This is a genomic window from Mesorhizobium subarcticum (assembly GCF_055456085.1).
Map to the genome: position 1 here is coordinate 347,392 of NZ_JBVBEG010000002.1, position 23,002 is coordinate 370,393.

The following is a 23,002-nucleotide window of genomic DNA, read 5'->3' on the forward strand; positions in this document are numbered from 1 at the left end:
AAAACCTGGCGCGGAATTTTGTCGCAGGCAGGCGCCTCAGCGGCAAGAAAGATCGGGCCGGGATTCTGCAAGTATCGAATAATGCTATGTTTCCATCTCCACATTCGATTTCTGGGTTTGCTCAATCGCAACTCCGCGGGCTTCATGATCGCATTTCCCAGGTGTCGTGCCATGGTCCCGTAGCGCCTTTCTGAATCGCATGCGCCATGCACGACCCGCACTGCCGGAGTTGTCTATGTCGCTTGTTTCAAGCCGTCTCAAATCCATCCGCCCTTCCGAAACGAAGGCGATGACGGCACGGGCGGCCGCACTCAAGGCACAAGGTCACAAGGTCATCACCCTTAGTCAGGGCGAACCCGATTTCGATACGCCGCTCAATGTGGCTGACGCCGGTGTCCAGGCGATCCGTGATGGTCGAACCCGATATACCGCAGTGGCGGGAGTGGTTCCGCTGCGGGAGGCCATTCGAGACAAGCTGGCACGCGAGAATGGCCTCGGCTATTCGATCGACCAGATCACGGTCGGATGCGGTGCCAAGCAGGTCGTCTTCAACGCTCTCTTTGCGAGCCTGGAACCCGGTGAGGAAGTCATCATTCCCGCACCGTGCTGGGTGTCCTATCCCGACATGGTGCGTCTGGCTGGCGGCCAGCCCGTGATTGTAGACTGCCTCGAGGCAGACGGGTTCAAGCTGACGCCGGAGAAGCTTGAGAACGCAATCACCCCCCGCACCAAATGGCTGATGCTGAACTCGCCCAGCAATCCCACGGGCGCGGTTTACAGCGAGGCCAAATTGGTTGCGCTCGCCGACGTCCTGCGGCGACATCCGCACGTCTATATCCTGTCAGACGATATCTACGAGAAGCTTGTTTACGGAGTTGCACGCTTTGCGACGATGGCAAACGCCGCTCCCGACCTCTTCGATCGCACTATCACCGTGAACGGTGTCTCCAAGACCAATGCGATGACGGGTTGGCGTGTCGGTTATGGAGCAGGCCCGATCGAGCTCATCAAAGCCATCAACGTCATTCAGGGCCAGACAACTTCGCATACCAGCACGATCTCGCAGTACGCAGCAATCGAAGCGATCGCCGGCGACCAAAGCTACGTTCCTGTGTTCAGGGCCGAGTTCGAAAAACGCCGCAACCTGGTCGTTGAAAGACTCAACGCGGCTCCGGGATTGAGCTGCACCGTGCCGGACGGGGCCTTTTACGTCTTTGCCAACTGCGCCGGCATCCTGGGCCGCCTTATAGCAGCGGGAAGGGTGATCGAGACTGACACCGACTTCGCCATGTACCTGCTCGAAGACGCGGGCGTCGCAGTCGTACCTGGATCCGGATTCCTGGCATCTCCCTACATTCGCATTTCCTATGCATCCTCGATCGAGGATCTCACCACTGCATGCGATCGCATCATCGCTGCATGTTCGAAACTCTCTCAGGATGAAGCAGCATGAGCCGGGGCAAAAACCTCAAGGACACCATTGCGAAAAACGGCCTTGCTCATGTGATGGCGGCGCACAGCCCCCTGTCGGCTTGCCTGGCGGAGGAAGCCGGTTTCAATGGCCTATGGGCGTCAGGATTTGAGCTTTCCGCTCTCTATGGCGTGCCCGATATGAGCCTGACCACGATGACGCAACACCTCGACATGGTGCGCGCGATGGCCGACCGCAGCACGCTGCCTATCGTCGCCGACATCGACACCGGCTTCGGCAATGCGCTGAACGTCATCCACGCCATTCAACAGTACGAGCGTGCCGGCGCATCCGCGGTGGTCATTGAAGACAAGAGCTTCCCAAAGGTCACCAGCCTCGTCGCCGACGGCCGCCAGGAGCTCGTGCGCATTGAGGAGTTCCAAGGCAAGGTTGAAGCTGCACTGGCCACCAGAGCCGATCCGGACTTCCTCATCATCGCGCGCACCGAGGCGCTGATCGCCGGGCTCGGCGAGCAAGAGGCGTTGACGCGCGCGGCCGCATACGAGGCGGCCGGCGCCGACATGATCCTGATTCACTCCAAGCAGAAAGACCCCGGCGAGGTAGAGAGCTTTGTGCGGGCCTGGTCGGGCAAGGTGCCGATCGTCATTGTTCCGACCGCATACCCCGAGATGAACGAGGAGCGCATCCGCAAGCTCGGCAAGATCGCCATGGTCATCTACGGCAATCACGCCATCCGCGCTTCGGTGACGGCTATGAAGGATGTGTTTGCCCGCATCCGGAGAGACGGCGGAATTCAGAACGTGAACAGCGACATTGTCTCGGTCGAAGAGATATTCCGCCTGCAGGGGATGGAGATGGCGAAAGCGGAAGAGAAACGGTTCCTGCGCTGAACCCGTAACCAGAGTGGAACCCGGATGCGATGGGCTGTCCTGACGACGCGAGCCCGCATCTTTCATCTCCATGCCCGGCGCTGTCACATTGTTTGAAGGGTGGACGCGCGGAAGCCCACAGCTGTTTTCAGGCAATCTGCAACGCCGCGGCCTTCCATTCTGCCATGGCATTGAGGCGGTGAGTTCGGATCTGCGTGGCGGACCTGTTTGAGCGGGAGGGGACAAAGAGATTGCGTATGGCGGAGAAGACGGAGACGAAATGCTGAAGGGAGCCAATGCTGCGGAAGCCTTGCCGAATTCGCTCCCGCTTTCGAAACGGCAGGTGAGAGTTCTCCGCCCGGTTGTTGAGGCCCTTGTGCGACCGGTGCTCGATATCGGGCATGACCTGACGCCTGGCCGCCTTGGTATTGCGGCGGGTCTGCACGATCTCATCCAGCACATAGCCGTCCTGGTCGACGGCGCGCCACAGCCAGCACCGCCTGCCGTTGATGCGCACGGCTACCTCATCAAGATGCCAGACATCGTCTTTCGATGGCGCCTTGCGGCGCAGGCGACGTGCATAATCGGGACTGTGCTTCTTTCCCCAGCGGCGGATGGTCTCGTAGGAGACGACGATCCCCCGCTCCAGCAGCATTTCTTCAACATCGCGCAGGCTCAGCCCGAACCGGTAATAAAGCCAGACGGCATGAGCAACGATTTCGATCGGGAAGCGATGGTTCTTGCAGGTGGCGCATGCTTCGACCATGCCAACCTGACTTATCGTCAAACCGTTAAGCCAAAATCAATGTGACAGCACCTTTCCTCGACATGGCGCAGGCCCAAGGGAAATCGGTAATAGAGCCAAACGGCGTGAGCAATGATCTCGGTCGGAAAGCGATGGTTCTTGTAGCGGCAGCTTCAGACATGCCCGGTGCCTATCGTCAATCCGTTAACGCTGAACAACGTGACAGCGCCAATCAGGGAGCGCGCCTAAGCGCGCTCACCATTATCGGGTTTGGACACGCCGGCAGGCACATCACTGTTGCGTTCTATTCCTTCTATGAACTGACGATATGTCGGATTTTCGGCCAGCAATTCGTTTTGCATGCCGTAAAAGGCCGTGTCGGACGCGCAAAGAAAGAGAACGCGTGACATTGGTTTTATCAACGAGAGGTCATGGGTAATGAACACGCTGGAGTTGTCTTTTTGAAGCGTCTCAATGGCAGCCAGAGCGCGCTTCCGGTTAACTTCGTCTAGCGCAGCTGTGGCCTCGTCCAAAAGAAGCAGACGCGGTTTTTTCAGTAGGGCACGGGCAAGCGACACACGCTGTTTCTCACCGCCAGATAATCGATTGCCGCGCTCTCCCACCGTTGATTCGGCTTGCGCCTCATGCCGATTAATGACGTCTGTCAGCCCAAGGATGGAAATCACCTCGTCGATATCCGTTTTCGGTCCGGAATAGCCGAAGGCAATGTTCTCCCGGATCGTCCAATCGAACAAAAGGCAGTCCTGCTGTACCACGGCGATGTCTTCCCGCAGCGCGCTTGCATTTTCGTCCGAAACAGCCTTCCCGTTTATCATGTACGCCCCATCGCTCGGCATGGTAAGGCAGGATAAGAGCTTGAGAAGAGAGGTTTTCCCAACACCCGACGGGCCCACGATGAAGAGCGGTTCCTTCGGCTGAACACTGAAGCTAAGGCCGGACAACACCGGATGGTCAGCGACATCAATTGAAACATGGCGAAGTTCCAGGGTGAAAGGCTGCTTTTCCGCCGGCAGCAGGACCTTCGTTGGTGCCGGAACGTCGACTGCCAGCAGATCGGCAAGAAGTCGGGCCTCCCCGAGGGCCGCATGCACGTCACGATAAACGCGTGCAAACGTTTCGACCGGCTGCAGCAGTCGAATAATGTAGGTATTCAGCAGGACGAGTTCCCCGATGCTGAGAATACCCTCACCGGCATTGACACCGCCGCGCCACAAATACGCCAAGTACGACCAAGCCGAAGACGAGCGCCTGGAGACCACCATAGTAGGCCCTCTGTCGGAACGTTATTGCCCAGGCCCGATCGTTCACTTTCAGTTTGTCGTCAAGTTTGCTGGTGAATTCGGAACCCAAATTCGATTGTTGAACCAGCTCGGCATTTGCCACCCCGTCGAGGCCGAAGCTCCAGGCATCGATGCCGCTTTCCATGGCTTCTTCCGTCGACGAGCGAATGCGCCGGGCAGCGATGTTTGCGATGAACCCGTACAAGAACAGTGCGACGACAAGAAACCCTGCGATCCAGCAATCAATCATGAAGGCAATCACCGACGCCGCGATTCCCAGTTCGATGATCGTTGGGATCAGAACGAACGTCAGATTCGACGTAATGTCTCTGACGGCATCCAAACCCTTTTCTATCGTACGGCCGATCTCGTAGGTCGTGTAGGTCTTGAGACGGTAGTAAGGTAACGAGACGGCATGTTGAAAGACATGGGTAGTCAAGTTGCGTTGGAGCCTCAGATTCATGGGCCCGAAGGTAAGCCACTGGATTTGTTCAAGGATTCCAACCAGCGTTAAGCCTATGCCGAAGGAGAGGATGTAGGTAACGGCAGCATTGATCCGTCCGTTACCCTCTGTGAGGGCATCAATACCCAGTGAAAAGAACACCGGAAAGATCGCAGCACCTACCGCTGTCGCCGCAATGGTTAGGATCACCAGCGCAAGCAATGCCTTTTGCCTGCGATTTTGCGTAATTACCAGGAATACGACCTGTAGTATCTTTGATAGATCTGTCATCTAACCACCGTTACCATGTACAACCGAATGACTACCAATGTATAGCTAAACACAGATTGGTCGAATCACAATATACATTGAAACATACACATTGACAAATCGGAGTTATATCTTATGAATCGACCGTCACCGCGAGGTGCGGTGCGCTAACAGAAGGAGATTCCTATGAATCAGAACCTGAACCCTCCGCAGTTTGGTACGGCAATCGAATTCCTCGATGACGAAGACGCCACTCCGGGCGTCGCCCGGCAGCAGCATGCTCACGTTGCGACAGCTCCAGCCGCAGCGGCGCATCGGGCAAGTCTTCCGGCTCGTCGCGTTGCGGCCAGACCGCCTGATCTGACCAAGCCCACCCCGGCGCCAGCATCCTGAGCGCCGGGGTGACCACGAGCACACGCATGCAGAACAATTGACTGCATCGGTACCGCTGTCGCCATTCTAGGATCGGAAACTATGTACACAATATCGCCGTTTGTGCTTGAGCCCGCCGACATTGACGGGGTTTGCAAACTGTTCACGCCGACCGGGGCCGCTTCGATTAGCGATGCCAATCTTGCAGCGGCTCTGCGGGAATTTTCATCGATACGGCCGTACATCGATGAACACTGTGTCTCGGAAATTCTGGAGCGCAATGCCCTGCCCATCGATGCAGCGGAGCAGTTCCTGACCAAGCTCAAAGTTCTGCGTCGCATGAAATCCGATGAAAGCGTTGTGATCTATTGCCCTTCGGATGAGATTTCGCGATCCTTGGGGAAGTGCATTGAGAACAACGACGCCATAACCTGCACTTCGGTTGACGACCTGGCGCTCATAGGCAATCCGACCTTCCTTGTTGCGATTCAAGCCGCCTATTCTTCAACCACGGCGCGGGAAATCTACGCCGCATGTGCGCGGAGCCCTGAGTGCATCGTACTCCACGCATATTTTGTTTTTCGACACTTTGTCATTGACGGGTTCTACTCAGCGTCGATCGGCTTGCCTGACCATTTCAGTGGCCTTCATAACCTGGCCGGTCTCGACAGAAACCCAGGCTTCAAGCCAACCAGTTGGGCCGACTTCTTCCTTTCTGACCCCTATGCCCTCAACTCGCTCTCAGTTCCAACGTTCGCTGCGTTAGAGATAGAAGCGGCAGCAGCACTACACCTCCTATACACGCGCCTGCGCCCCCTCCTTGCCGACGGCGTTGCGCCGCTTTTCCCCGATGACCTCAGCACCATTATTGAGATGAATCTGGATACGGGTCGCATTGAGCGCCATCGAGGAGCCCATTCCACCTACAGTGCGGAACCGCGAACCATTTGAACGAGGGAGCAGATGCCATGCCGACCAACGACATATCAGCTTTGAACCAGATCGGTTTTACAAGCCAATTCGTCGACCCTGACGTCGAACATACTGTTCGCACCTTTCACCATCATTGTTTTACCTGCGCAGGGTCCACTCTGGAACAACGCATCAGTGCGCCGTTTCTTTCGAAGGAAACTCTACTTCTCGCAGAGACTAAGGAATCTCGATTTTCTCATTTCAGTCACATCGTCACCGGCCACTCCACCTCAACGCAGACAGCCGTTTCACGCTGGCCGTCCCTGAAGGAAGGGCAGCTTGGTATTGTGGAATTCGAAAAGATTGCCTCGATCCTGGGCCAGGCAATTGGAGCGGATGGCTTAGGACGCAGGCCATATCCATCCGGCGGCGCGCTCTATAGCGCTGAGGCCATCGTAGTAACCAGCGAAATGGTTGAGGGCATACCTCCATTTTCTGTCGCGCATTACCTCCCGGGCAGCAACCGCTTCGAACTGCTGCCGGCGCAATTTGATCAGGATCGGTACAATGCCATCGCCACCATTAACGGGGCCGTTTTCTACGTCGCCTACTTCATCAATTTGAAGAAAGCGACCTTCAAATACAGGTCGCGGGGCTACCGGCTTGCCTTACTAGAGATCGGTTCGATGTATCATCACATCACAACTGTAGCTCAGGAAAACGGGATTGCTTCGCGCGTCTTGGCCGGCTTCTCCGAGTATGAGTTTACCAAGACCTGTGGCCTGGACAGCAGGTTGCTTCTCCCCGCTGCCATTCAAGCCTTTGGTTTTCCGGGAGATGCGAATGTCCAATAGCTTCCGCAATTTCGACCTAAAGACGCCGAGATTCCGCCTGTCGGCAAGCTACCCTGCCTCTATTTACGAACCTGCCGTTTTCTCCGCTGTCGACCATCTTGCGGTCAACGGGCATGGTTTTGGTTTTGATGGCGACGCACATATCAAGGCAATTGGGGAATATTTGGAACGGTACGCCGCTTTTCGTACCATTCAGCCGACCCATACCGGGCGGTTACACGAGATGGGACTTTCAAACGCGGAGCAAGTGGCCCTCCAAGGTGTATTGCTGCAGACCTGCCAACCCGATATCTCCAAAGAAGATCTCGTGGAACACGCCTTTAACCTTGTCGAAGTGCAGCGGTTTTCGACGGGCGAACGTTGCCTATATCCTGCCGTCTATCTTTCTCTGCACAGGTTCAGCGGCTGTCGCGACGCTGATTTTCTGCCGGTGCGCGACACCTCCGGCAGTGCTATTCACCCGGATCGCGCCACGGCGTTCCGATCGGCGTTGTTAGAATTCGTTGAACGGCAATGTACAACCGCTATGTGGGTGTCGCGACGCTGCAACAAGATGGCGCCCCTTTACGAAAATCTCCTCGGCCGCGGCAAAGCCGGCACCACCTGCCGGCAGATGACGCGGGAGGGTTCTGTTACAGTGTACGACATCTCGTTTTTGAAGGGCGTTTCAGTGCTGTTTGCCGAGTACCGGTCACGCAAGGAGGACGACATTATCAATTTCGCATGCGGCTGTGCCGCAGACTACGACGCAGAGACCGCGGTGTTGAAGGCGTTTACTGAGGTATGGCAGACCTCGCTGTTGCTTCCGCAGATGGAATTCTTTGGCATGCACGAGTATGGAAGCGACAAACTAAAAGCAGATTTCAGGGCGGCCAACAGGCCGGATTTCGAACTAGAGGTGCGGGTTGCCCCCCTCCACATCGGCCCCGAAATCGAAAAAGGAACGCTGAAAGATAGCCTGCTCTCGGTCTCTCACAACATCTACGTCTACGAGAAGGCCATCACGGTCTCCGGCGCAAAGGTGTGGTTCTGCCGTGTCGTCTCCCCCGACTTCTTTGTTCACATGAGCCCTGGTGAGGGCAATAACAATGAGAATGATTGGATCAATCTGTTCTGCGCGCCGGGGACCGGAAGGCTGGAGCCGCTGCCATTCTCATGAAAGAGAGAGGGAGGTTTTGCCCCCCTCTAACTTACGTCTAGGTACTGCAGCGGCGCTTCGAGATCGTTACTCCCAATCCGACGTCTCTGGCGATTTTAGATCGGGCTCGTGCATAAGCAGGGGCGACCATTGGATAGTCCGGGGGGAGGTGCCATTTCTGCCTGTATTCATCAGGTGTCATCTGGTACTTCGTCTGCAAATGTCGTTTCAACGACTTGAAACGTTTACCATCCTCCAGGCAAATGAGATATTCCTCATTTATTGATCCTTCCTCTTTTACAATCGACCCCAGCTGCATGGTGCCGTTTTCCGCAAGACCAAGGGAAGGATCGTCATGACCCTTGCTGAGAATGTGCTGAAGACGCGCCACAAGCGGCGGAAGGTCGGCCGGCGATATATCGTTTCGATTGAGATAAGCCACAATAATGGCCGTTAGAGATGCGACAGTAACGTTCTCGGAAGTAATTGGAGACTTGCGATCCATATCTTACCTACAATAAAGATGGCCACGTCCCAGCTAAAAAGCCTTTTTTACGCGTTTCGCAGCCAAAATACTGTTGATCTGCTCAAACTCTGCCGGCTATCGCGGGCGAGTGTTGAGAATTACCGTAGATACAGAGCCGGTATTAGATCAGGTTGGATCGCAAAAAATCATCCCCCATAACTGTCCAAAGCTCTACCACAGCATCTGGTTTTGTTGCAACGGCTGAATAGGGGCGCAGAGAGGCCCTGATGCGAGGTCAATCAGGCGGCGAGGATTTCGAACTGCTCGGCCAGGGACGGATTCGGATTGAAAGGCGTACATCGCCTGTCGCTTGTGTTTCGGCGTGGAATAAGGGCTCTGACTCAGTTTTGATGACATTGTGACGTCGGCTGGCACTGGTTTCACAAAAGGAATCAATGCCATGGGCCAGGCCCTCCGACCATCGACTCTCGTCCCTCGCGGCTTTGTTGTTGAAGATGCCGCCAGTGCGGTCGACGCGACGCTCATCACGATCCGACCTTTGAGCATGGCGAGTGCCTGTCCGGGCTGCGGAAAGAGATCGGAGCGGATCCACAGCCGGTATCAGCGGCGCTTGGCGGATCTGCCGTTGGCTGGAAAGCCTGTTCGGCTGGTCGTCCTGGTGCGCCGGTTCCACTGCGACGCGGTTCTGTGCGGCCGGCGAATCTTCGCCGAGCGCTTTGACGAGGGCGTCCTGGCGCCATGGGTGCGGCGAACCGCTCGCCTCGACGATATCGTGCATCATCTTGGGCTTGTTCTGGGCGGGCGCCCGGCAGCGGGCTTCGCCCGGAGGCTGATGCTGCCAGTGAGCAACGACACCCTGCTGCGCGTCGTGCGGCGGCGCGGCAGCCCGCGCTTCGTTCCGCCAGCCGTGATCGGGATCGACGACTGGGCGTGGCGACGCAACCAGCGCTATGCCCGACTTGAACAGTTGGAGGTGAACGGATGGCGAACGCTGTCCGTTAAGCTATTGAATTCACTCGCCTCGAGTTTTCGGCGCGAAAATGTGTGGTAACAACATTTGATCTGCTAGCTGCATGTTGTATGGATTTTATGGCATTTATTCGCTAACAACGCTGGCATGTTTGTCGTTGAGAGAGTCGCGCGCGGCCACCGCTATCTTTACCTCGTGGAAAGTGTCCGCGACGGCAAAACCGTTCGCCAGCGCACGATAAAGGCGCTGGGCCGCAAGGATGCGCTGGTTGCCAGCGGCGAACTTGACAGATTGGCGGCCTCGATTGCGCGCCATGGCGAGCGCAGCCTCATCCTGTCCGACATTGACGCGGGGCGAATTGCCTCTCGCCGCATCGGCGGTCCGCTGTTGTTCGGGCGGCTGTGGGAGCGGCTCGGGATCGGCGATGTGCTGGAAGAGGTGCTGGAAGGGCGCCAGTTCGGCTTTGCGGTGGAACGGGCGGTGTTCATTGGCACGTTGCATCGGCTGTTCGTCTCGGGCTCGGACCGCGACTGCGCGAACTGGATGGCCGATTATGGTATCGAGGGCGCCGAGGGTCTGGCGCTCCATCACTTTTACCGGGCCATGGCGTGGCTGGGCGAGGAACTCGGCGAAAAGGCGCAAGGCGCGCTGGTGGCGCGCTGCGTGAAAGACGTGATCGAGGAAAAGCTCTTCGCGCGCCGGCAGGACCTGTTCACCGACCTCAGCCTTGTGTTCATGGACACCACCTCGTTGTCCTTCTACGGCGCGGGCGGCGAGACGCTGGGCAAGCGCGGGCATTCCAAGGACTTCCGCCCCGATCTGGCGCAAATGATCCTGGCGCTGGTCGTTGATGCCGAGGGCCGGCCGATCTGCACCGAGATGGTGCCCGGCAACACCGCTGACGTGACCGTCCTGTTGCCGGTGGTCGATCGGCTGCGAACGCGCTTCGGCGTCACACGCGCCTGCGTTGTCGCCGATCGCGGCATGATCAGCGCCGATACCATCGCCGCGCTCGAAAAGCTGGGCATGGAATACATTCTGGGGGCCCGCGAACGCTCGAGCAGCGTGATCCACAACGTCGTGCTCAATGACGCGGCACCGATGGTTCCGCTCGTTCTCGAGCGCCAGCGCGGTGAAACTCAGTTGTGGGTCAAAGAGGTCAAGGTCGGTAAAGACCGCTACATTGTCAGCCGCAATGACGCCGAGGCCGAGAAGGACAAGGCCGACCGCCAGGCGATCATCGCCGGCCTCGAGGCACAGCTCAAGAAGGGCGACAAGGCACTGGTCGGCAACTCGGCCTACCGGCGTTACCTCAAGGCCAGCGGCAAGAACTTCAAGATCGATGTCGGCAAGCTTGCCGAGGAAGCCCGGTACGACGGCATCACCGTGGTGCGGACCAACGCGAAGGTGACCCCGCTCCAGGCCGTGCTGCGGTATCGCGATTTGCTCGAGGTCGAGAGCCTGTTCCGCGCCGCCAAGGCAACCTTCAATACCCGGCCGATCTTCCACCAATCCGATGCCGCCATCCGCGGGCATGTGTTCTGCTCGTTCCTGGGGCTCGTACTCAGCAAGGAACTGTACCGCCTCTGCCGGGCCAAAGGCCTGACGCCCGAATGGCAGCCGCTTCTACGCGATCTCGACCGCCTCCAGGAAGCCACCATCGAAAAGGATGGTCGCATCGTCACCACCAGAACCCACGTTACGGGCCAAGTAGGCAACGTCTTCAAGGCAGCTGGCATCGCTCTGCCACACAACCTCGACGAACAACTCGCCTGAGATCATCCCCAAAATGTAGTGGTAACACGCGCCGGCGCGCGCCTAACGTGCTGATATAATAACATATTCTTACAGGCGGTGTTTAAGTGGGGCTATGGAACCCTCATCTGCGATCTGGAGCGGCGCAAGACCATCGCATTGCTGCCTGACCGGGAACCAGCGACGGCTCAGGCCTGGCTCTCAGACCAGCCTCAGATCGGCATCGTCGCCCGCGACCGTGGCGGTGGCTACGCAATGGCTGTAGCCAAGGCTCTGCCGAAGGCGGTCCAGGTGGCCGACCGTTGGCACTTGATGGAGAACGCAAGCCGCGCCTTCCTCGACGCCGTGCGCAAATCCATACGCCAGATTCGGTCCGCGATCGGCGCAGTCACGATCAATCCCGACCTGCTCACCGCCGCCGAGCGGATCCAATATGAGGGATATCTTCGCCGGGAAGACACCAACGCCGCCATTCTCGGCCTGGCCAAGACCGGGGTGACGATCAAGGAGATCGTTCGCCGGACCGGGTACAGCCGCGGCCTGGTCCGTCGCGTCATGCGCGGTCAACGCTCGGATATCTTCCGCGTCCGCGAGAACTCGCTCGAACTGCACCTGCCATGGCTCGACGCCCAGTGGTCGGCCGGACGGCGGAACGGCGCCGAGCTATGGCGACGGCTCAAAGGCCAAGGGTTCCGTGGTAGTCTTCGGGTTGTCACTGAGTGGGCCACGCGCCGTCGGAAGGCGGAAAAGGTCGATGGCGGCGCCTTGAGCCGGGCGCCCTCGGCGCGGACCATAGCGCGGCTGATGACCGTCGGTCGCGACAACCTCTCCAAGTCCGAAACCATCCTTGTCGCCGCGATTAAGGGCGGTGTGCCCCAGCTGGTCGACGCCCGAGGAATCATCGCCGCCTTCCAGGCCATGATCCGCAAGAAGTCTCTCGTCGATCTTGAGCCATGGCTGGAGCGAGCTCGATCGGGCCTTGTTGCCCCCTTCGCCAACGGCATCGTCAAGGACCGAGCGGCTGTGAGCGCGGCGATCACATCTCCCTGGTCCAATGGCCAAACCGAGGGGCAGATCACCAAACTCAAGCTCGTTAAGCGCCAAATGTACGGCCGAGGAAAACTCGACCTACTCCAGGCGCGCGTCATCGGTTCTGCGTAGGCCCCATCACCACCAAAAGTGCGTCAGAGCCCCTCATTCCATGAAAAATCACAGACTGGTCGTTGGCTCCGGTCGTCCATGCGCTGCAATCGCTGCGCGGCATGGCTCTGGTGACAGCAGCAACGATGATTGCCGAATTGGGCGATATCAGCCGCTTTACAAATCCGCGTCAACTGATGGCCTATCTGGGGCTCGTACCATCGGAGCATTCGAGCGGTGGAACTCGCCGCCAGGGCGGAATTACAAAAGCAGGTAACGGAACAGCACGTCGCAGGCGTTGGTGCATGGGTCCGGACTTGAGCGGATGTCGATCTTTGAAGCGGCAGACTATGCCGTGGCCGCCTTGCGGCGGGCGGATTTCGGGCGTGCGCAGGCAAGCATGCGGTTGAGGACGGCGCAGCCGATGGCGACTTCGGTCTGCTGAACGGGAAGCGACCGTGCCCGCAAACGCCGCCCGATGGTGGACTTGTATCGCCCTATGGCGGTCTCGACCAGCGAGCGTTTGCCATAACCGTTGGAGACCTGCCATTTCATCCGGCCGTCTCTGCCGATTGCGGCGATATGCTGGTCCCTTTGGCCGGCAGGTCTATCGTCGAATGGTTCGACCGCGTTGACGCGAGGCGGAATGACGATTGCGGTGGCAGCGCTATGATCGATGACTGCGTCGTAAGTCGGTTTTCCGTCATAGCGCCGTCAGCAGTAAACTGTCCGATCGGACCGCCAATCTGGTCGAGTAGTGGCTCAACTTGAGAGACATCGCCAGTGTCCTGATCAGTCAGGGTATGGGCAATGATCTCGCCGCTGTCGGCATCCAGTGCCAGATGCAGCTTGCGCCAACTGCGACGGGATCTGGCGCCGTGCTTCTCCTCCAGCCACTGACCCGCGCCGTAGACCTGCAGGCCGGTGCTGTCGACAAGAACATGCACTGGTCCCTCCGGCGGAACCTGGCGATCATGCCGTTTGTTGGGCGATTGCCATGTCCGCGCCCGACGGCTCAGGGTGGTATGATCGCGGACAGCGAGCGCCAGCCCCATCAGTTGCAGCACCGATTCCAGCAAGCCTTCTGCCTGGCGCAGCCGCAGGCCAAACACAAGGCCCAGCGTCAAGGTGGTCTCGATCGCCAGATCAGAATAGCGGTGCTGGCCGCCACGTGTCTTGCGTCGTGGCGCTTGCCACCTGGACAGGGCTTCCGGCGTCACCCACAGGGTCAAACTGCCGCGATGACGAAGTCCTGCCTCATATTCTGGCCAGTTCGTCACCCTGAACTTCATCTTCTCAATATGATGGCGGCTGGTATTGTGTTTGCAAGGCATGGCTACGCTACAAAGGCTATTGCGGTTACCGCTTGCCTAAACCCACACCAATAAACGATCCGTGCACCAACGCCCATTGGATGCGAAGAGGCTTTGAAATGAAGCAGATGCGAGAAGAGGACATTCCGGCGTTCGTGCGTGAGGTGGCCGCGACCGGCTGCGATATCTGTGCCGTCGGTCCGGGGTACTACTCCTTGGGCGATAGTGATGTTCCGCGGGGCAAGCGTAGGGGGCTGTACAAGAAGCTCGCCGAAATCGAGGTGCGCTACGGTAGCCGCGATTACCTGCGTTACGAGATCGCCGCGTACTTGACCTCGATTGGCCGCCATGTCGACGCGCCTCCGGCACAAACGGAAGCATTGCCCAGAGGGCCGGCTTCCACGTCAAATCGCGATCGATAAGGATCACCAGACTTCGACAACGTCACGGCCTACGAAGTGGCGCACATCCCGACCTACGTAGCCCTTGTTCATCACGGGCACTGAATCAGGAGAAGGCCACCGCCCGTTCCGATGGCCGCTCTCTATGCCGAGGGCACGGAGCCGGCCGGCGCCCGTCTCCGCCGATCCCGGTAACGATCGCTTGTCCAGCGGCTGCTTGCGCACCCGGCACGGAGGCCCGCTCCGGGCCACATTGCTTGTTTCCGCCCCATGACATCGCCGGCCAGGCCGGTCAAGCGGCCCGTGAAGGTGGAAAATCTTCCGCGCCAGTCCGCGAGCGGACCCGAGAAGATCCCCACCTTCCGCACCACGCCACTTGACAGTCCCGCCCGCCGCCGTGGGGCGGGCTTTCGCCATTCCCCCGGAAAGACCGGGGAGGCTTCGCCCGAAAGGGCTTTCCCTTCGGGAAACACACATTTCAGGACACAGACCATGACCGAACTCGCAAACTTCATCCGCCTCAACGAGGACGGCACCTATCTCGATGGCGTCGTGCGCTGGCGTCTGTGCTAATCGAAATGACGTTCTTCCACAGGTGCAATCTTGCTTCTGTTAAATAAAACCACCTCGTACGAGCTTCCATATTCCGTCTTCACTCCATCCAAGCCGTATCTCTGCGCCAAGGTGGCCCATGCGCCTAGTTCATCAGGGTGCACTTGATCACCCTGCTCGTCCATGACCGCTAATTTGAGGGGCTTTTGCGCCTTGACAACAAAGTACTTTCCAGAACTACCTGCATAGCCGCGTGCCGCGTTTACATCGTTTTCTGAGGTCATCCAAATTGCTTTGCCCGTGTGCCCGCTTTGCCCCGAACCGCCCCACACCCCATCCCTATTAGCGTGGTTGAACTTTGTTCCCGCCGGAAGTTCTTCCATCTTCTTCCTCTCCCAATCAACTGAGGCTGCCTGATGTATGTGGTGAACGGTTTGCCCCTTGTCCTCAGCCGAAACCTGACTACTCGGTACGAGGACGATCACGGTCGCAGCAAGGATCATCCCCTTCCAGAAAGACGGGGGATGCACTCGATGAAGCGGGATGGCCGCAGTGGCGGTCTCTTTCGGTGAGGATCTCATGTAAGGATTTCCTTGTGCTCGTTTGTGAATTGTCCGCCATCGCATCCGTTTCGCGATCGTCAAGTCGAACGGAACTTGTATAGCGGCCAGAACTGACAATAGCCTGAAAGCATTGCGCGAAGGTCAGCGACTTGCTGTATGTTAGAACGTAGCGTTGGTGCATGGATCCTTTGTCAACGGTTTGGCGATAGGCAGGCAGGATCGAAATCAGCTTGATTTGAGTGCCATGCCGTACAAACACAACGCAGATCGTCGTCATCACGTCGGAAAGATGAAATTCAGGGTGACGAATTGGCGTGACTACGAAGCAGGTCTGCGCCGGCGTGGTAGCCTGACCTTATGGGTAACGCCGGAGGCACTGGCGGGATGGCGCGCTCCGCGACGCAAGACCCGCGGCGGCCAAGCCCGGTATTCCGATCTCGCCATTGAGACAGCGCTGACGCTGGGTTGCGTCTTGGCAATGCGGCTGCGCCAGACCGAGGGATTGCTCCACTCGCTGCTGGATCTCATGGGGCTGAAAGTCCCAGTTCCAGATCATACGACGCTGAGCCGTCGGGCACAGAAGTGGGAGCCATCAGCCTGACGAAACCCGCCGCAGCCGGACGGCCCGCTGCATGTGCTTGTCGATAGCACGGGATTGAAAGTCTACGGCGCCGGGCAATGGCTGGAGCAGAAACATGGCGCCAGATCACGTCGCAACTGGCGCAAGCTGCATCTGGCAGTGGATGCCAAAAGGGGCGCGATCATTGCCCAAAGGCTGACAGATCAGGACACGGATGATCCTTCCCAGGTGGCACCGCTGCTCGATCAGATCGACGGCGAGATCGACCAGTTCACAGCCGACGGAGCCTATGACGGCAAGCCAACCTATCGGTCTATCCTGCAGCGTAAGCGGTGCGCCAAGGCACCTTTCCTGAAACCGCTGGTGATGTGTCTATGGCGGGTCGGTCGTTGGTGCGCGCGCCGGCGCCGATCACTCCGGGTCGTCATAACGGGTGACGTAGTGGAGTTCGCGTAGGGCGGGGATGACGAGGGCGATGTCTTTGTAGGCCTCGTGTTCGATGAAATGCGCGGTCTCGGGCCCCGGTCTGGGCTTGCCGAGGACGGGCCTCCCCTTTTTGTCGACGCAGTAGATCAGGATCGGCAGCAGCAGGCCGTGGTTGGGGTTATCGAGGTCGAGTAGCCGTCTCCAGCTTTTGATGTTGAGATTCATGGCCGCGTAGAACCCCTGGCACCACGGCCGGGGGTCGATGCCGCCGCTGGGCTTGGTGGCGAATCCGGGCGCATAATCCTGCGGTCTGTCGAAGAGCGTCTCGTTGATCCGGTTGTGGATCCTGGCAACGCTGGCAAACAGTAAGCGTCCGGCGAAAGCGTTTTGGCTGGTCGAGCGGCCGAAGCTAGAGGACGCGCTCCACCTCATCTGCCATGACGCGCTCGATCATCTCGGGATCGCATTGTTCATCGACGAGGAACTGGCGGATTCCACCATCCCACGTCCGTATGTCGGCGAGGAGATTTTGGAGGTCGTCAATTCCATTTTCGGTCAGGCCTTTTGTGCCATCTTCACTGCCATCGCGGACATAAACCAATTCGCCCTCGGCGATATTGTCCGAGTTGGCGGTCAGCTCCTCGACCAATTCGAGGTTCTCGCTGATCATGCCGGCGACTTCTTTAAGCGTATAGACGAACCTCGAGCGTGCCATCACGCAGCCTCGTATCGGTCTTTCGCCGGCGCCCACTGCCACGGCAGCAATTCCTGAAGCCGATCCTTTGGATGGCTCTGGATCCGGGTCAGGACGTCTGTGAGATAGACCTCCGGATTGTGGCCATGGAGTTTGGCAGTCTCAATGATGGTCAGGATGTTTGCGATGCGCTCACCGCCCTTGTCCGACCCCGCGAAGAGCCAATTTTTTCTTCCGATTCCAACGACCGATTCATACTGCACCTCCTCCTCAAACGTCCGGAAACAGGGACTTTTGGTTTTCCATTTTGATGCGACACGGGCCCCTGTGACGCGGAAACTGGGTTACTTGATCCTTTTCCAGGTCCGTGGCTCGTATTTGGTGCGGCGCATCCGGAACAACCTGCTCGGTAGGGAGCACGCCCTCCTTGATCAGTCGACGGACACGATGGGCTGTAACTCCAAGCTTTTTGGCAGCTTCGGTCAGCGTGAGCCATTCGCCATTCTTTTCGGCGGATCGGTAGCCGTGGATTTTATGGACCGTGCGCAGTGCCCCGACACGGCGCGCCGTCCAGGTTTTGCCTTGTCCGGTCTGCATTCCCATCCGGTTGAGAGTGGCGGCAATGTTTGCGTCGGACCAGCGGGTAGCCATAGACCGCATGACGGCAAGGGCGGCCTCCGGAGTACTCTGGCCATGTTCGCCAGCTTTGGGTTTGCGAATACGCAGCTGGGAGTGCTGGCCACCCCTCCAGTGGATCGTCAAAATAACTTCACGTTGCTCTTCATCGACGTCAGCGATGATATCCGACACGAGGGTGCGGAGGAGCTGCTGACGGCAACGCATATCGACGTCAGGCGCGCGCCAGGCAGCCTCCAGGTCGGTGGCAATGCCAGCAAAATCGGGAACTGGGGTGACAAGATCGATTTGTCGCGCTTGGGCCAAACCCGCTTCACAGGCTTCCACGCGCCTGAGCGCTGCCTCCCAGCTCTTCTCAAGTTGGGCAGCGATCAGCCGGTTGTCGGGGTCGCAAGCGGCATAGCGACGCTCAGCGAGAGATGCCTCGTATCGAGCTTGCTGCAAGTCCAGCTCCACCATACGGTGTCGTTCTTCCAGATTATCCCGATGCGCACGATCAGCTTCCATTGCGGCCTCGATCGCCATTGGCGTCACGGCTCTCAATATCTCTTTGCCGATGGCAGGGTCGATGCGAGATGCGCCAAAAGTCATGCATCGCGGCTTGGCCAGCATCTGGTTGATACGTTCGCAGCGGTAATAGGGATGACCCGGAGGCCGGCCCGAATAGACAACGCCCAACCGCCTTCCACATCGGCCGCAGGTGAGCAGGCCCGCAAGCAGCGCACGGCCGCCACGACCCGACTTGATGCCGCCTTTCTGTCCAAAGGCATTGACGGCGATATGGCTCTGGTTCCGCTCAAACTCACTCCAATCGATATAACCTTCATGATGATCCTGGAGCAGCACTTCCCACGTTCCAAAGGGCTTGTTGTGGCCGTAGCTTTTGCGAGCCCTGCCATCGACAATCTCCGTTCGCTTCTCGCTTTTACCATAGACATAGACCCCGGCGTAGAATGGGTTCTTCAGGATCGAAATAACACTTCGATAGCGAACCGGCACCCAGTCGAAGGACACCGTTTTGCGCCCGTCAGAAGGGCGGGGAAAATGGAAATTATCAGCCGTCAGCGAAATCAGCACCTGACGGGCGCTGCCAAGCTCGCGGAAGCGCGAAAAGATGAGGCGGATCGCCTGCTGTACCCGAAGATCAGGATCAAGCCCCAGACCGTATTCACGATGCCAGATATAGCCGATCGGAACACTGAGGCGCAGTTCCCCCCGCCGCGCTTTGGCGCGAGCCGCGTCAAGCATGCGCGTTCGCAATATGCCGAGCTCAAACTCGCTGATGCTGCCCTTCATACCCAACAACAATCGATCGTTAGGCCGACAAGGATCGTACGATCTATCATGTTGATACCCTTATTCGGTAGCAGGTGGGTTAAAGTCGAGGTGTTGCCGCACGCCGGATTTGAGCGCTTGTATTGCGGCGATTGTTGCAGCGGCATCTGGGAACAGAACGCGTTTGTGATGGGCGTTTTGGTGGATACTGATCACGCCATTGCGGATTCGATGCCGGATCCAGGAGCGAGAAACGTCCGCTGCCATCGCTAGTTCAGACACCGTTAGCCACCCGGGAATGTGGTGAGAGCGGGCTGGTGTAGACTGCCTCAATACGCGATGGCGTTGTCGGACGATCTGGACTGTGCGCACAGGAACGTAGCTGCGGCGCGGTGAGCGGAAGCCTTCCTTAGTCAGTTTGGCCGCTATCGCCGCGTCGTTGAGCCCTTGATGAGCCAGTTCGAGCAGCCGGACCTCCATCTCGGCGCCGCGAGACAGGGCGCTCAAGGCATGAACTCTCGGCTCGACCTCGCGTTCGGTAACTTCACCGCCTCGCCAAACGATGCGGATCGTAATCCGATCTCGGACCACCCGTTGCAGGATCACTTTGTCGATCAGGCTGCGTAGCAAGGCTTTCTTGCGTCCCCACTCTATGTCAGGTCTCTGCCAAAATTCGGGAAGTTGCGAACCGGCAGCGATAAAATCATTCTGTTCTGTCGGCGTCAGATCATCAGATTGACTTTGCATTGCGCGACGGCGCTCAAGTGCATCCTCCGCTTGACGAAGCTCACGCAGAGCCCCCTCCCAACGGCGCTCCAACTCGGCCGCAATCAGGCGATTGTCAGGGTCAACCCGATTGTATTGCCGTTCTGCGAGCAGCGCTTGATAACGCAGCCGCTTGATCTGCTGCTCTTCAGCGCGCTTAAAAGCCTCGTCTGCCTGCTGACGAGCATCTTTGGCGTGCATCAACTCGGCCAACTCGGCCGGACTGGCCGCCGCGAAGAGGGCCTCAACGACGCGGGCGTCGATGGGATCGGCTGGCAAATGCTGGCATAAGGCTCCGCCCTGGCTGCGTGCCAGGAAGTTGCAGACGTAACGATTGCCGTTCTTGTATTCGACGCCCATTTTATGGCCGCATCGCCCGCACCAGACAATGCCTTGCAACACCGCCGCGCCATCACGCGGCGCACCGCGTGTCTGGTTTCGTCGGTATTCAGCGTGATTGTCGCTCAGCATGGTCTGGATCCGCTCGTAACGCTCCCAATCGCAATAAGCAGGATAACGGTCTTTAACTACGATTTTCCACTCTGCCATTGGCCGGCGTCGCGAGATGATTTTACCACTCGCATACCTGGCGTGACAGGACTGGGTGCGGCCATAGACGAAGGCGCCGGCATAGGCCGGGTTCTTCAACATCCCGGCAAGCATGTTGGCAGTTGGGACGCGCCAGACAACGTCGCCAAATCGATTTCGCCGCGGTATGGTGAGCGCACGATCCCGCAAGGAACGGATCACTTTTCCGACGGTGCCCAACTCCCAAAATGCAGAGAATATCAGGGCAATCCGGTCCTGCACTTCCTGGTTTGAATCCTTCATCACGACACCATTGGTATCCCGCTCCAACCCGGCTGGTAACAGCAAAGCCAACTCACCCCGTTCAGCCTTGCTGAGCAGACCAGCCGTCAGGCGGCCACGAAGCGTGTGCAATTCCACTTCCGAGATCGTACCCTTCAGGCCAAGCAACAGGCGCCCGTTGGCCGAGCCCGGGTCGTAAATTCCGTCGCGGTCGCCGATGAGGCATTGCCGATAGCCGCATAAATCGAGGAGTGGGTACCAATCGGAACAATTGCGGGCAAGCCGTGTCACTTCATACGAGAGAACGATGCCAACTTCACCCAATGTGACGCGTCCAAGGAGATCTTTGAAGCCGGCACGGTGAGCCGCCGCAGCTCCACTCTGGCCAAGGTCCGCGTCGATCACTTCGATATTGGTGTCGTCCCAGCCGAGATCTCCCGCACGCTGATGCAATGCATATTGCAGCCGCAGGCTTTCCTGGTTGTTGACCATCTGATGTGGTGTCGATTGCCGGATGTAAATCACGGCTTTTCGGCACAAATGCTGGGTTGTTATCAGATCCGACATCATGGCTCGCCCTCCAGAGAACCATGCGATTCCGATAGGGGTGATTCGGTTTCTAACGTTACGCTACCATGGTCAGCCATATCGCCGGAACTTCGCGGCGCCTGCGCCTTTGCACAGCTAACAAGGCGAATAAAATCGCGAACGCTCGCAGTCGAAAGCTTGGCTGACGGCGAATCTGGTGCCGATGGATACAGATTGGTGGCCGAGATCGGAATCTTCAGGAGAACATCATCGCGGTAAACGACAAGAAGCTGACGATAGGCGCCGGCGCCGCTCGGTCCTGCCGCTAAAATGAAATCGCGCCCATAAAGAGGGTGCGCCGGATCAGTAACTGTTATGCGCTGATCATCTCCAAATCTAATTGGGGCATTAAGATGTGTGCTCGTACACCCCGTCGAGATCTATGACGCGCGCTTCAACCAGGCCGCACAGTTCCAGGAGGTGGTGCCAATCCCGGCCGTTACGGGAAAGGCGCGATGCGTCGAGGCAGAGCACTGCGCCAACTTTGCCTGTGCACAGGCCGCTCACCAGTCGCTCGAAACCAGGGCGGTCGACAGCGCCGCTGGCGGTCCGACCAAGGTCATCGTCGATCACCTCGACATCATGGAATCCCCAGCGGCGCGCAACATCCACAAGTTCATATTGTCGCCGCTGGCTTTCCAGGTTGTTCTGGACCTGACCGGGGGTCGACTGTCGAACGTAGACCACAGCTTTGCGCTTCAGCACCGTCGCTGGAAGGAGATCATTGCCCGTCATCGCTCGTCTCCTTCGTCGCGACGCCGGCCGCGGCCATCAGGAGGGTCGCCAGCCTGGCGACAACAACGCTTCGTTCCGGGTCGCTCAGGCCTCGCATCTGCGGCGTATCGAGCGGCATGCTCAGCTGCTGGGTCAGCACCGGTAATGTCGAGGGTGGTGGTGGTAAAGCCTTCATGGCGCGCCTCCTGGATGGCCGTGAGTCCATCCGTCGAAGTCTGCCTGAAACCGCGCTCGGTAAGCAGTCTATGAAGCTCTACAAGTCCAATCACCGCAACGCGCGGTTCGCCCATCTCCATGTTGGCGCAAAACGCCCGATCCAGCATCCACTCTGCGACCTGAATGATCTCACCCGGCCTAATCTCGACCCGAATGATCGAACCGTTAGCCCGATCCTCCCGACCTTCATGCCGGAATCGGCCGCCGTAATATGGATGCCAGCGATAATGAAACTCTACCATCTGCCCGACATGGGCAGAATGACCCTGCGATGGCCACCGGCAGAAAATCCTGGCTGTTCAGCGATACCGTGGATGGAGCCAGGGCCAGCGCCGTCATATACAGCCTGATGCTGACCTGCCGCGCCTGTGGCGTCGAGCCCTTGGCCTACTTGCGCCACGTCCTCAGCAAATTGCCGCAGCGCGCCACAGACGCCGACATCACCGACCTGCTGCCCTTCAACTTCGCCAAAACCGCCGCTGCGTGATCCGATGCAGCCGTCTGACAGCGACCCCGTCAAACGGGCCGCGTCAACGCGCATGGAAATGAGCGCTTACTGTTGAAACGCTCCAGAAGCTGGGGCGAGAAGTGGACGACCCAACGATGCACGGTGGAGTGGTCGACGTTCAGGCCTCGCTCGGCCATCATCTCTTCCAGATCACGCAAGCTCAGATTGTAGGCCAGATACCACCGCACGCACTGAAGGATCACGGATCGATCGAAGTGCCTGCCTTTGAACATTGAGCGCTCCCGAAAATCGA

18 protein-coding genes and 10 pseudogenes are annotated in these 23,002 nt (G+C 58.4%); 14 read left to right on the forward strand and 14 right to left on the reverse strand.

Annotation, left to right across the window (positions count from 1 at the left end; all coding sequences use genetic code 11):
- The first annotated feature begins 235 nt into the window (after positions 1–235).
- A complete protein-coding gene (locus ACZYHG_RS33510; protein ID WP_464615283.1) occupies positions 236–1,453 on the forward strand; it encodes a pyridoxal phosphate-dependent aminotransferase in 1,218 nt (405 codons plus the stop codon).
- Positions 1,450–2,322: a phosphonopyruvate hydrolase gene (locus ACZYHG_RS33515; protein WP_464615284.1), complete on the forward strand. Its 873-nt coding sequence runs from the start codon at positions 1,450–1,452 to the stop codon at positions 2,320–2,322. Before ACZYHG_RS33510 ends, ACZYHG_RS33515 begins: the two co-directional genes overlap by 4 nt.
- A 127-nt stretch (positions 2,323–2,449) precedes the next feature.
- On the opposite strand, the pseudogene ACZYHG_RS33520 reads toward ACZYHG_RS33515, so the two are convergent.
- The 3 genes and pseudogenes from ACZYHG_RS33520 to ACZYHG_RS33530 all read right to left on the reverse strand — a co-directional run bounded on the left by ACZYHG_RS33520 (position 2,450) and on the right by ACZYHG_RS33530 (position 5,011).
- Positions 2,450–3,056 (reverse strand): annotated as a pseudogene (locus ACZYHG_RS33520) (IS6 family transposase).
- Between the two features lie 235 nt (positions 3,057–3,291).
- Complete coding sequence (locus ACZYHG_RS33525; RefSeq protein WP_464615285.1) at positions 3,292–4,290, reverse strand: ATP-binding cassette domain-containing protein; 999 nt, start codon at positions 4,288–4,290, stop codon at positions 3,292–3,294.
- On the reverse strand, positions 4,253–5,011 hold the full coding sequence (locus ACZYHG_RS33530; protein WP_464615286.1) for an ABC transporter transmembrane domain-containing protein: 759 nt from the start codon (positions 5,009–5,011) through the stop codon (positions 4,253–4,255). Before ACZYHG_RS33530 ends, ACZYHG_RS33525 begins: the two co-directional genes overlap by 38 nt.
- A 234-nt stretch (positions 5,012–5,245) precedes the next feature.
- On the opposite strand from ACZYHG_RS33530, the pseudogene ACZYHG_RS33535 reads away from it, so the two are divergent.
- The 4 genes and pseudogenes from ACZYHG_RS33535 (at position 5,246) to ACZYHG_RS33550 (ending at position 8,356) form a co-directional block, all read left to right on the forward strand.
- Positions 5,246–5,418 (forward strand): annotated as a pseudogene (locus ACZYHG_RS33535) (phazolicin family TOMM bacteriocin).
- 115 nt (positions 5,419–5,533) lie between these two features.
- Positions 5,534–6,382 carry an McbB family protein gene (locus ACZYHG_RS33540; protein ID WP_464615287.1) on the forward strand — a complete coding sequence of 283 codons (849 nt, stop codon included), beginning with the start codon at positions 5,534–5,536 and terminating at the stop codon, positions 6,380–6,382.
- Positions 6,383–6,399: 17 nt separating this feature from the next.
- Complete coding sequence (locus tag ACZYHG_RS33545) at positions 6,400–7,197, forward strand: nitroreductase family protein (RefSeq protein WP_183454955.1); 798 nt, start codon at positions 6,400–6,402, stop codon at positions 7,195–7,197.
- The gene (locus ACZYHG_RS33550) at positions 7,187–8,356 is read left to right on the forward strand and encodes a YcaO-like family protein (RefSeq protein WP_464615288.1); all 1,170 of its coding nucleotides are present in this window, start codon (positions 7,187–7,189) and stop codon (positions 8,354–8,356) included. The genes ACZYHG_RS33545 and ACZYHG_RS33550 overlap by 11 nt, the downstream gene beginning before the upstream one ends.
- A gap of 37 nt (positions 8,357–8,393) precedes the next feature.
- On the opposite strand, the gene ACZYHG_RS33555 is transcribed toward ACZYHG_RS33550, so the two are convergent.
- Positions 8,394–8,840, reverse strand: coding sequence for a Ros/MucR family transcriptional regulator (locus ACZYHG_RS33555; RefSeq protein WP_464615289.1), 447 nt, complete (start codon positions 8,838–8,840; stop codon positions 8,394–8,396).
- A 421-nt stretch (positions 8,841–9,261) separates the two neighbouring features.
- Here ACZYHG_RS33555 and ACZYHG_RS33560 point away from each other — a divergent pair, with 421 nt between their 5' ends.
- From ACZYHG_RS33560 to ACZYHG_RS33575, 4 genes and pseudogenes are all read left to right on the forward strand, one after another.
- Positions 9,262–9,873 carry a transposase family protein gene (locus ACZYHG_RS33560; RefSeq protein WP_464615290.1) on the forward strand — a complete coding sequence of 204 codons (612 nt, stop codon included), beginning with the start codon at positions 9,262–9,264 and terminating at the stop codon, positions 9,871–9,873.
- Between the two features lie 66 nt (positions 9,874–9,939).
- Positions 9,940–11,568, forward strand: a complete 1,629-nt coding sequence (locus tag ACZYHG_RS33565; RefSeq protein ID WP_464614942.1) for an IS1634 family transposase — start codon at positions 9,940–9,942, stop codon at positions 11,566–11,568.
- Positions 11,569–11,661: 93 nt separating this feature from the next.
- Positions 11,662–12,708 (forward strand): annotated as a pseudogene (locus tag ACZYHG_RS33570) (ISL3 family transposase); the annotation flags it as partial.
- A gap of 47 nt (positions 12,709–12,755) precedes the next feature.
- Positions 12,756–12,980, forward strand: a pseudogene (locus tag ACZYHG_RS33575) (transposase); the annotation flags it as partial.
- Positions 12,981–13,035: 55 nt separating this feature from the next.
- Here ACZYHG_RS33575 and ACZYHG_RS33580 read toward each other — a convergent pair.
- A pseudogene (locus tag ACZYHG_RS33580) lies at positions 13,036–14,021 on the reverse strand (IS5 family transposase).
- A 98-nt stretch (positions 14,022–14,119) separates the two neighbouring features.
- Here ACZYHG_RS33580 and ACZYHG_RS33585 point away from each other — a divergent pair.
- Entirely contained in the window at positions 14,120–14,422 is a 303-nt protein-coding gene (locus ACZYHG_RS33585; protein ID WP_318036882.1) for a hypothetical protein, read from the forward strand.
- 249 nt (positions 14,423–14,671) lie between these two features.
- Positions 14,672–14,974 (forward strand): hypothetical protein, encoded by a 303-nt coding sequence (locus ACZYHG_RS33590; protein WP_464615291.1) that lies wholly within the window; start codon positions 14,672–14,674, stop codon positions 14,972–14,974.
- On the opposite strand, the gene ACZYHG_RS33595 is transcribed toward ACZYHG_RS33590, so the two are convergent.
- Entirely contained in the window at positions 14,971–15,456 is a 486-nt protein-coding gene (locus ACZYHG_RS33595) for a hypothetical protein (RefSeq protein WP_318036884.1), read from the reverse strand. The two genes, ACZYHG_RS33590 and ACZYHG_RS33595, sit on opposite strands and share 4 nt — an antisense overlap.
- A gap of 304 nt (positions 15,457–15,760) precedes the next feature.
- On the opposite strand from ACZYHG_RS33595, the pseudogene ACZYHG_RS33600 reads away from it, so the two are divergent.
- Positions 15,761–16,435, forward strand: a pseudogene (locus ACZYHG_RS33600) (IS5 family transposase); the annotation flags it as partial.
- Between the two features lie 72 nt (positions 16,436–16,507).
- On the opposite strand, the gene ACZYHG_RS33605 reads toward ACZYHG_RS33600, so the two are convergent.
- From ACZYHG_RS33605 to ACZYHG_RS33635, 7 genes and pseudogenes are all read right to left on the reverse strand, one after another.
- The gene (locus ACZYHG_RS33605; protein ID WP_464615292.1) at positions 16,508–16,954 is read right to left on the reverse strand and encodes a UPF0149 family protein; all 447 of its coding nucleotides are present in this window, start codon (positions 16,952–16,954) and stop codon (positions 16,508–16,510) included.
- Complete coding sequence (locus ACZYHG_RS33610; protein ID WP_464615293.1) at positions 16,932–17,237, reverse strand: hypothetical protein; 306 nt, start codon at positions 17,235–17,237, stop codon at positions 16,932–16,934. The genes ACZYHG_RS33605 and ACZYHG_RS33610 overlap by 23 nt, the downstream gene beginning before the upstream one ends.
- Positions 17,237–17,461: pseudogene (locus tag ACZYHG_RS33615) on the reverse strand (transposase domain-containing protein); the annotation flags it as partial. The gene ACZYHG_RS33610 and the pseudogene ACZYHG_RS33615, both read right to left, overlap by 1 nt.
- Before the next feature lie 25 nt (positions 17,462–17,486).
- Entirely contained in the window at positions 17,487–19,148 is a 1,662-nt protein-coding gene (locus ACZYHG_RS33620) for a recombinase family protein (RefSeq protein WP_464615294.1), read from the reverse strand.
- A 60-nt stretch (positions 19,149–19,208) separates the two neighbouring features.
- Complete coding sequence (locus tag ACZYHG_RS33625) at positions 19,209–21,272, reverse strand: recombinase family protein (RefSeq protein ID WP_464614992.1); 2,064 nt, start codon at positions 21,270–21,272, stop codon at positions 19,209–19,211.
- Positions 21,273–21,653: 381 nt separating this feature from the next.
- Positions 21,654–22,025 (reverse strand): annotated as a pseudogene (locus ACZYHG_RS33630) (recombinase family protein); the annotation flags it as partial.
- The gene (locus tag ACZYHG_RS33635; protein WP_464614991.1) at positions 22,012–22,200 is read right to left on the reverse strand and encodes a hypothetical protein; all 189 of its coding nucleotides are present in this window, start codon (positions 22,198–22,200) and stop codon (positions 22,012–22,014) included. The pseudogene ACZYHG_RS33630 and the gene ACZYHG_RS33635, both read right to left, overlap by 14 nt.
- Before the next feature lie 315 nt (positions 22,201–22,515).
- Here ACZYHG_RS33635 and ACZYHG_RS33640 point away from each other — a divergent pair.
- Positions 22,516–22,728, forward strand: a pseudogene (locus ACZYHG_RS33640) (transposase domain-containing protein); the annotation flags it as partial.
- A gap of 62 nt (positions 22,729–22,790) precedes the next feature.
- Here ACZYHG_RS33640 and ACZYHG_RS33645 read toward each other — a convergent pair.
- Positions 22,791–22,982 (reverse strand): annotated as a pseudogene (locus ACZYHG_RS33645) (IS6 family transposase); the annotation flags it as partial.
- Positions 22,983–23,002 lie beyond the last annotated feature (20 nt).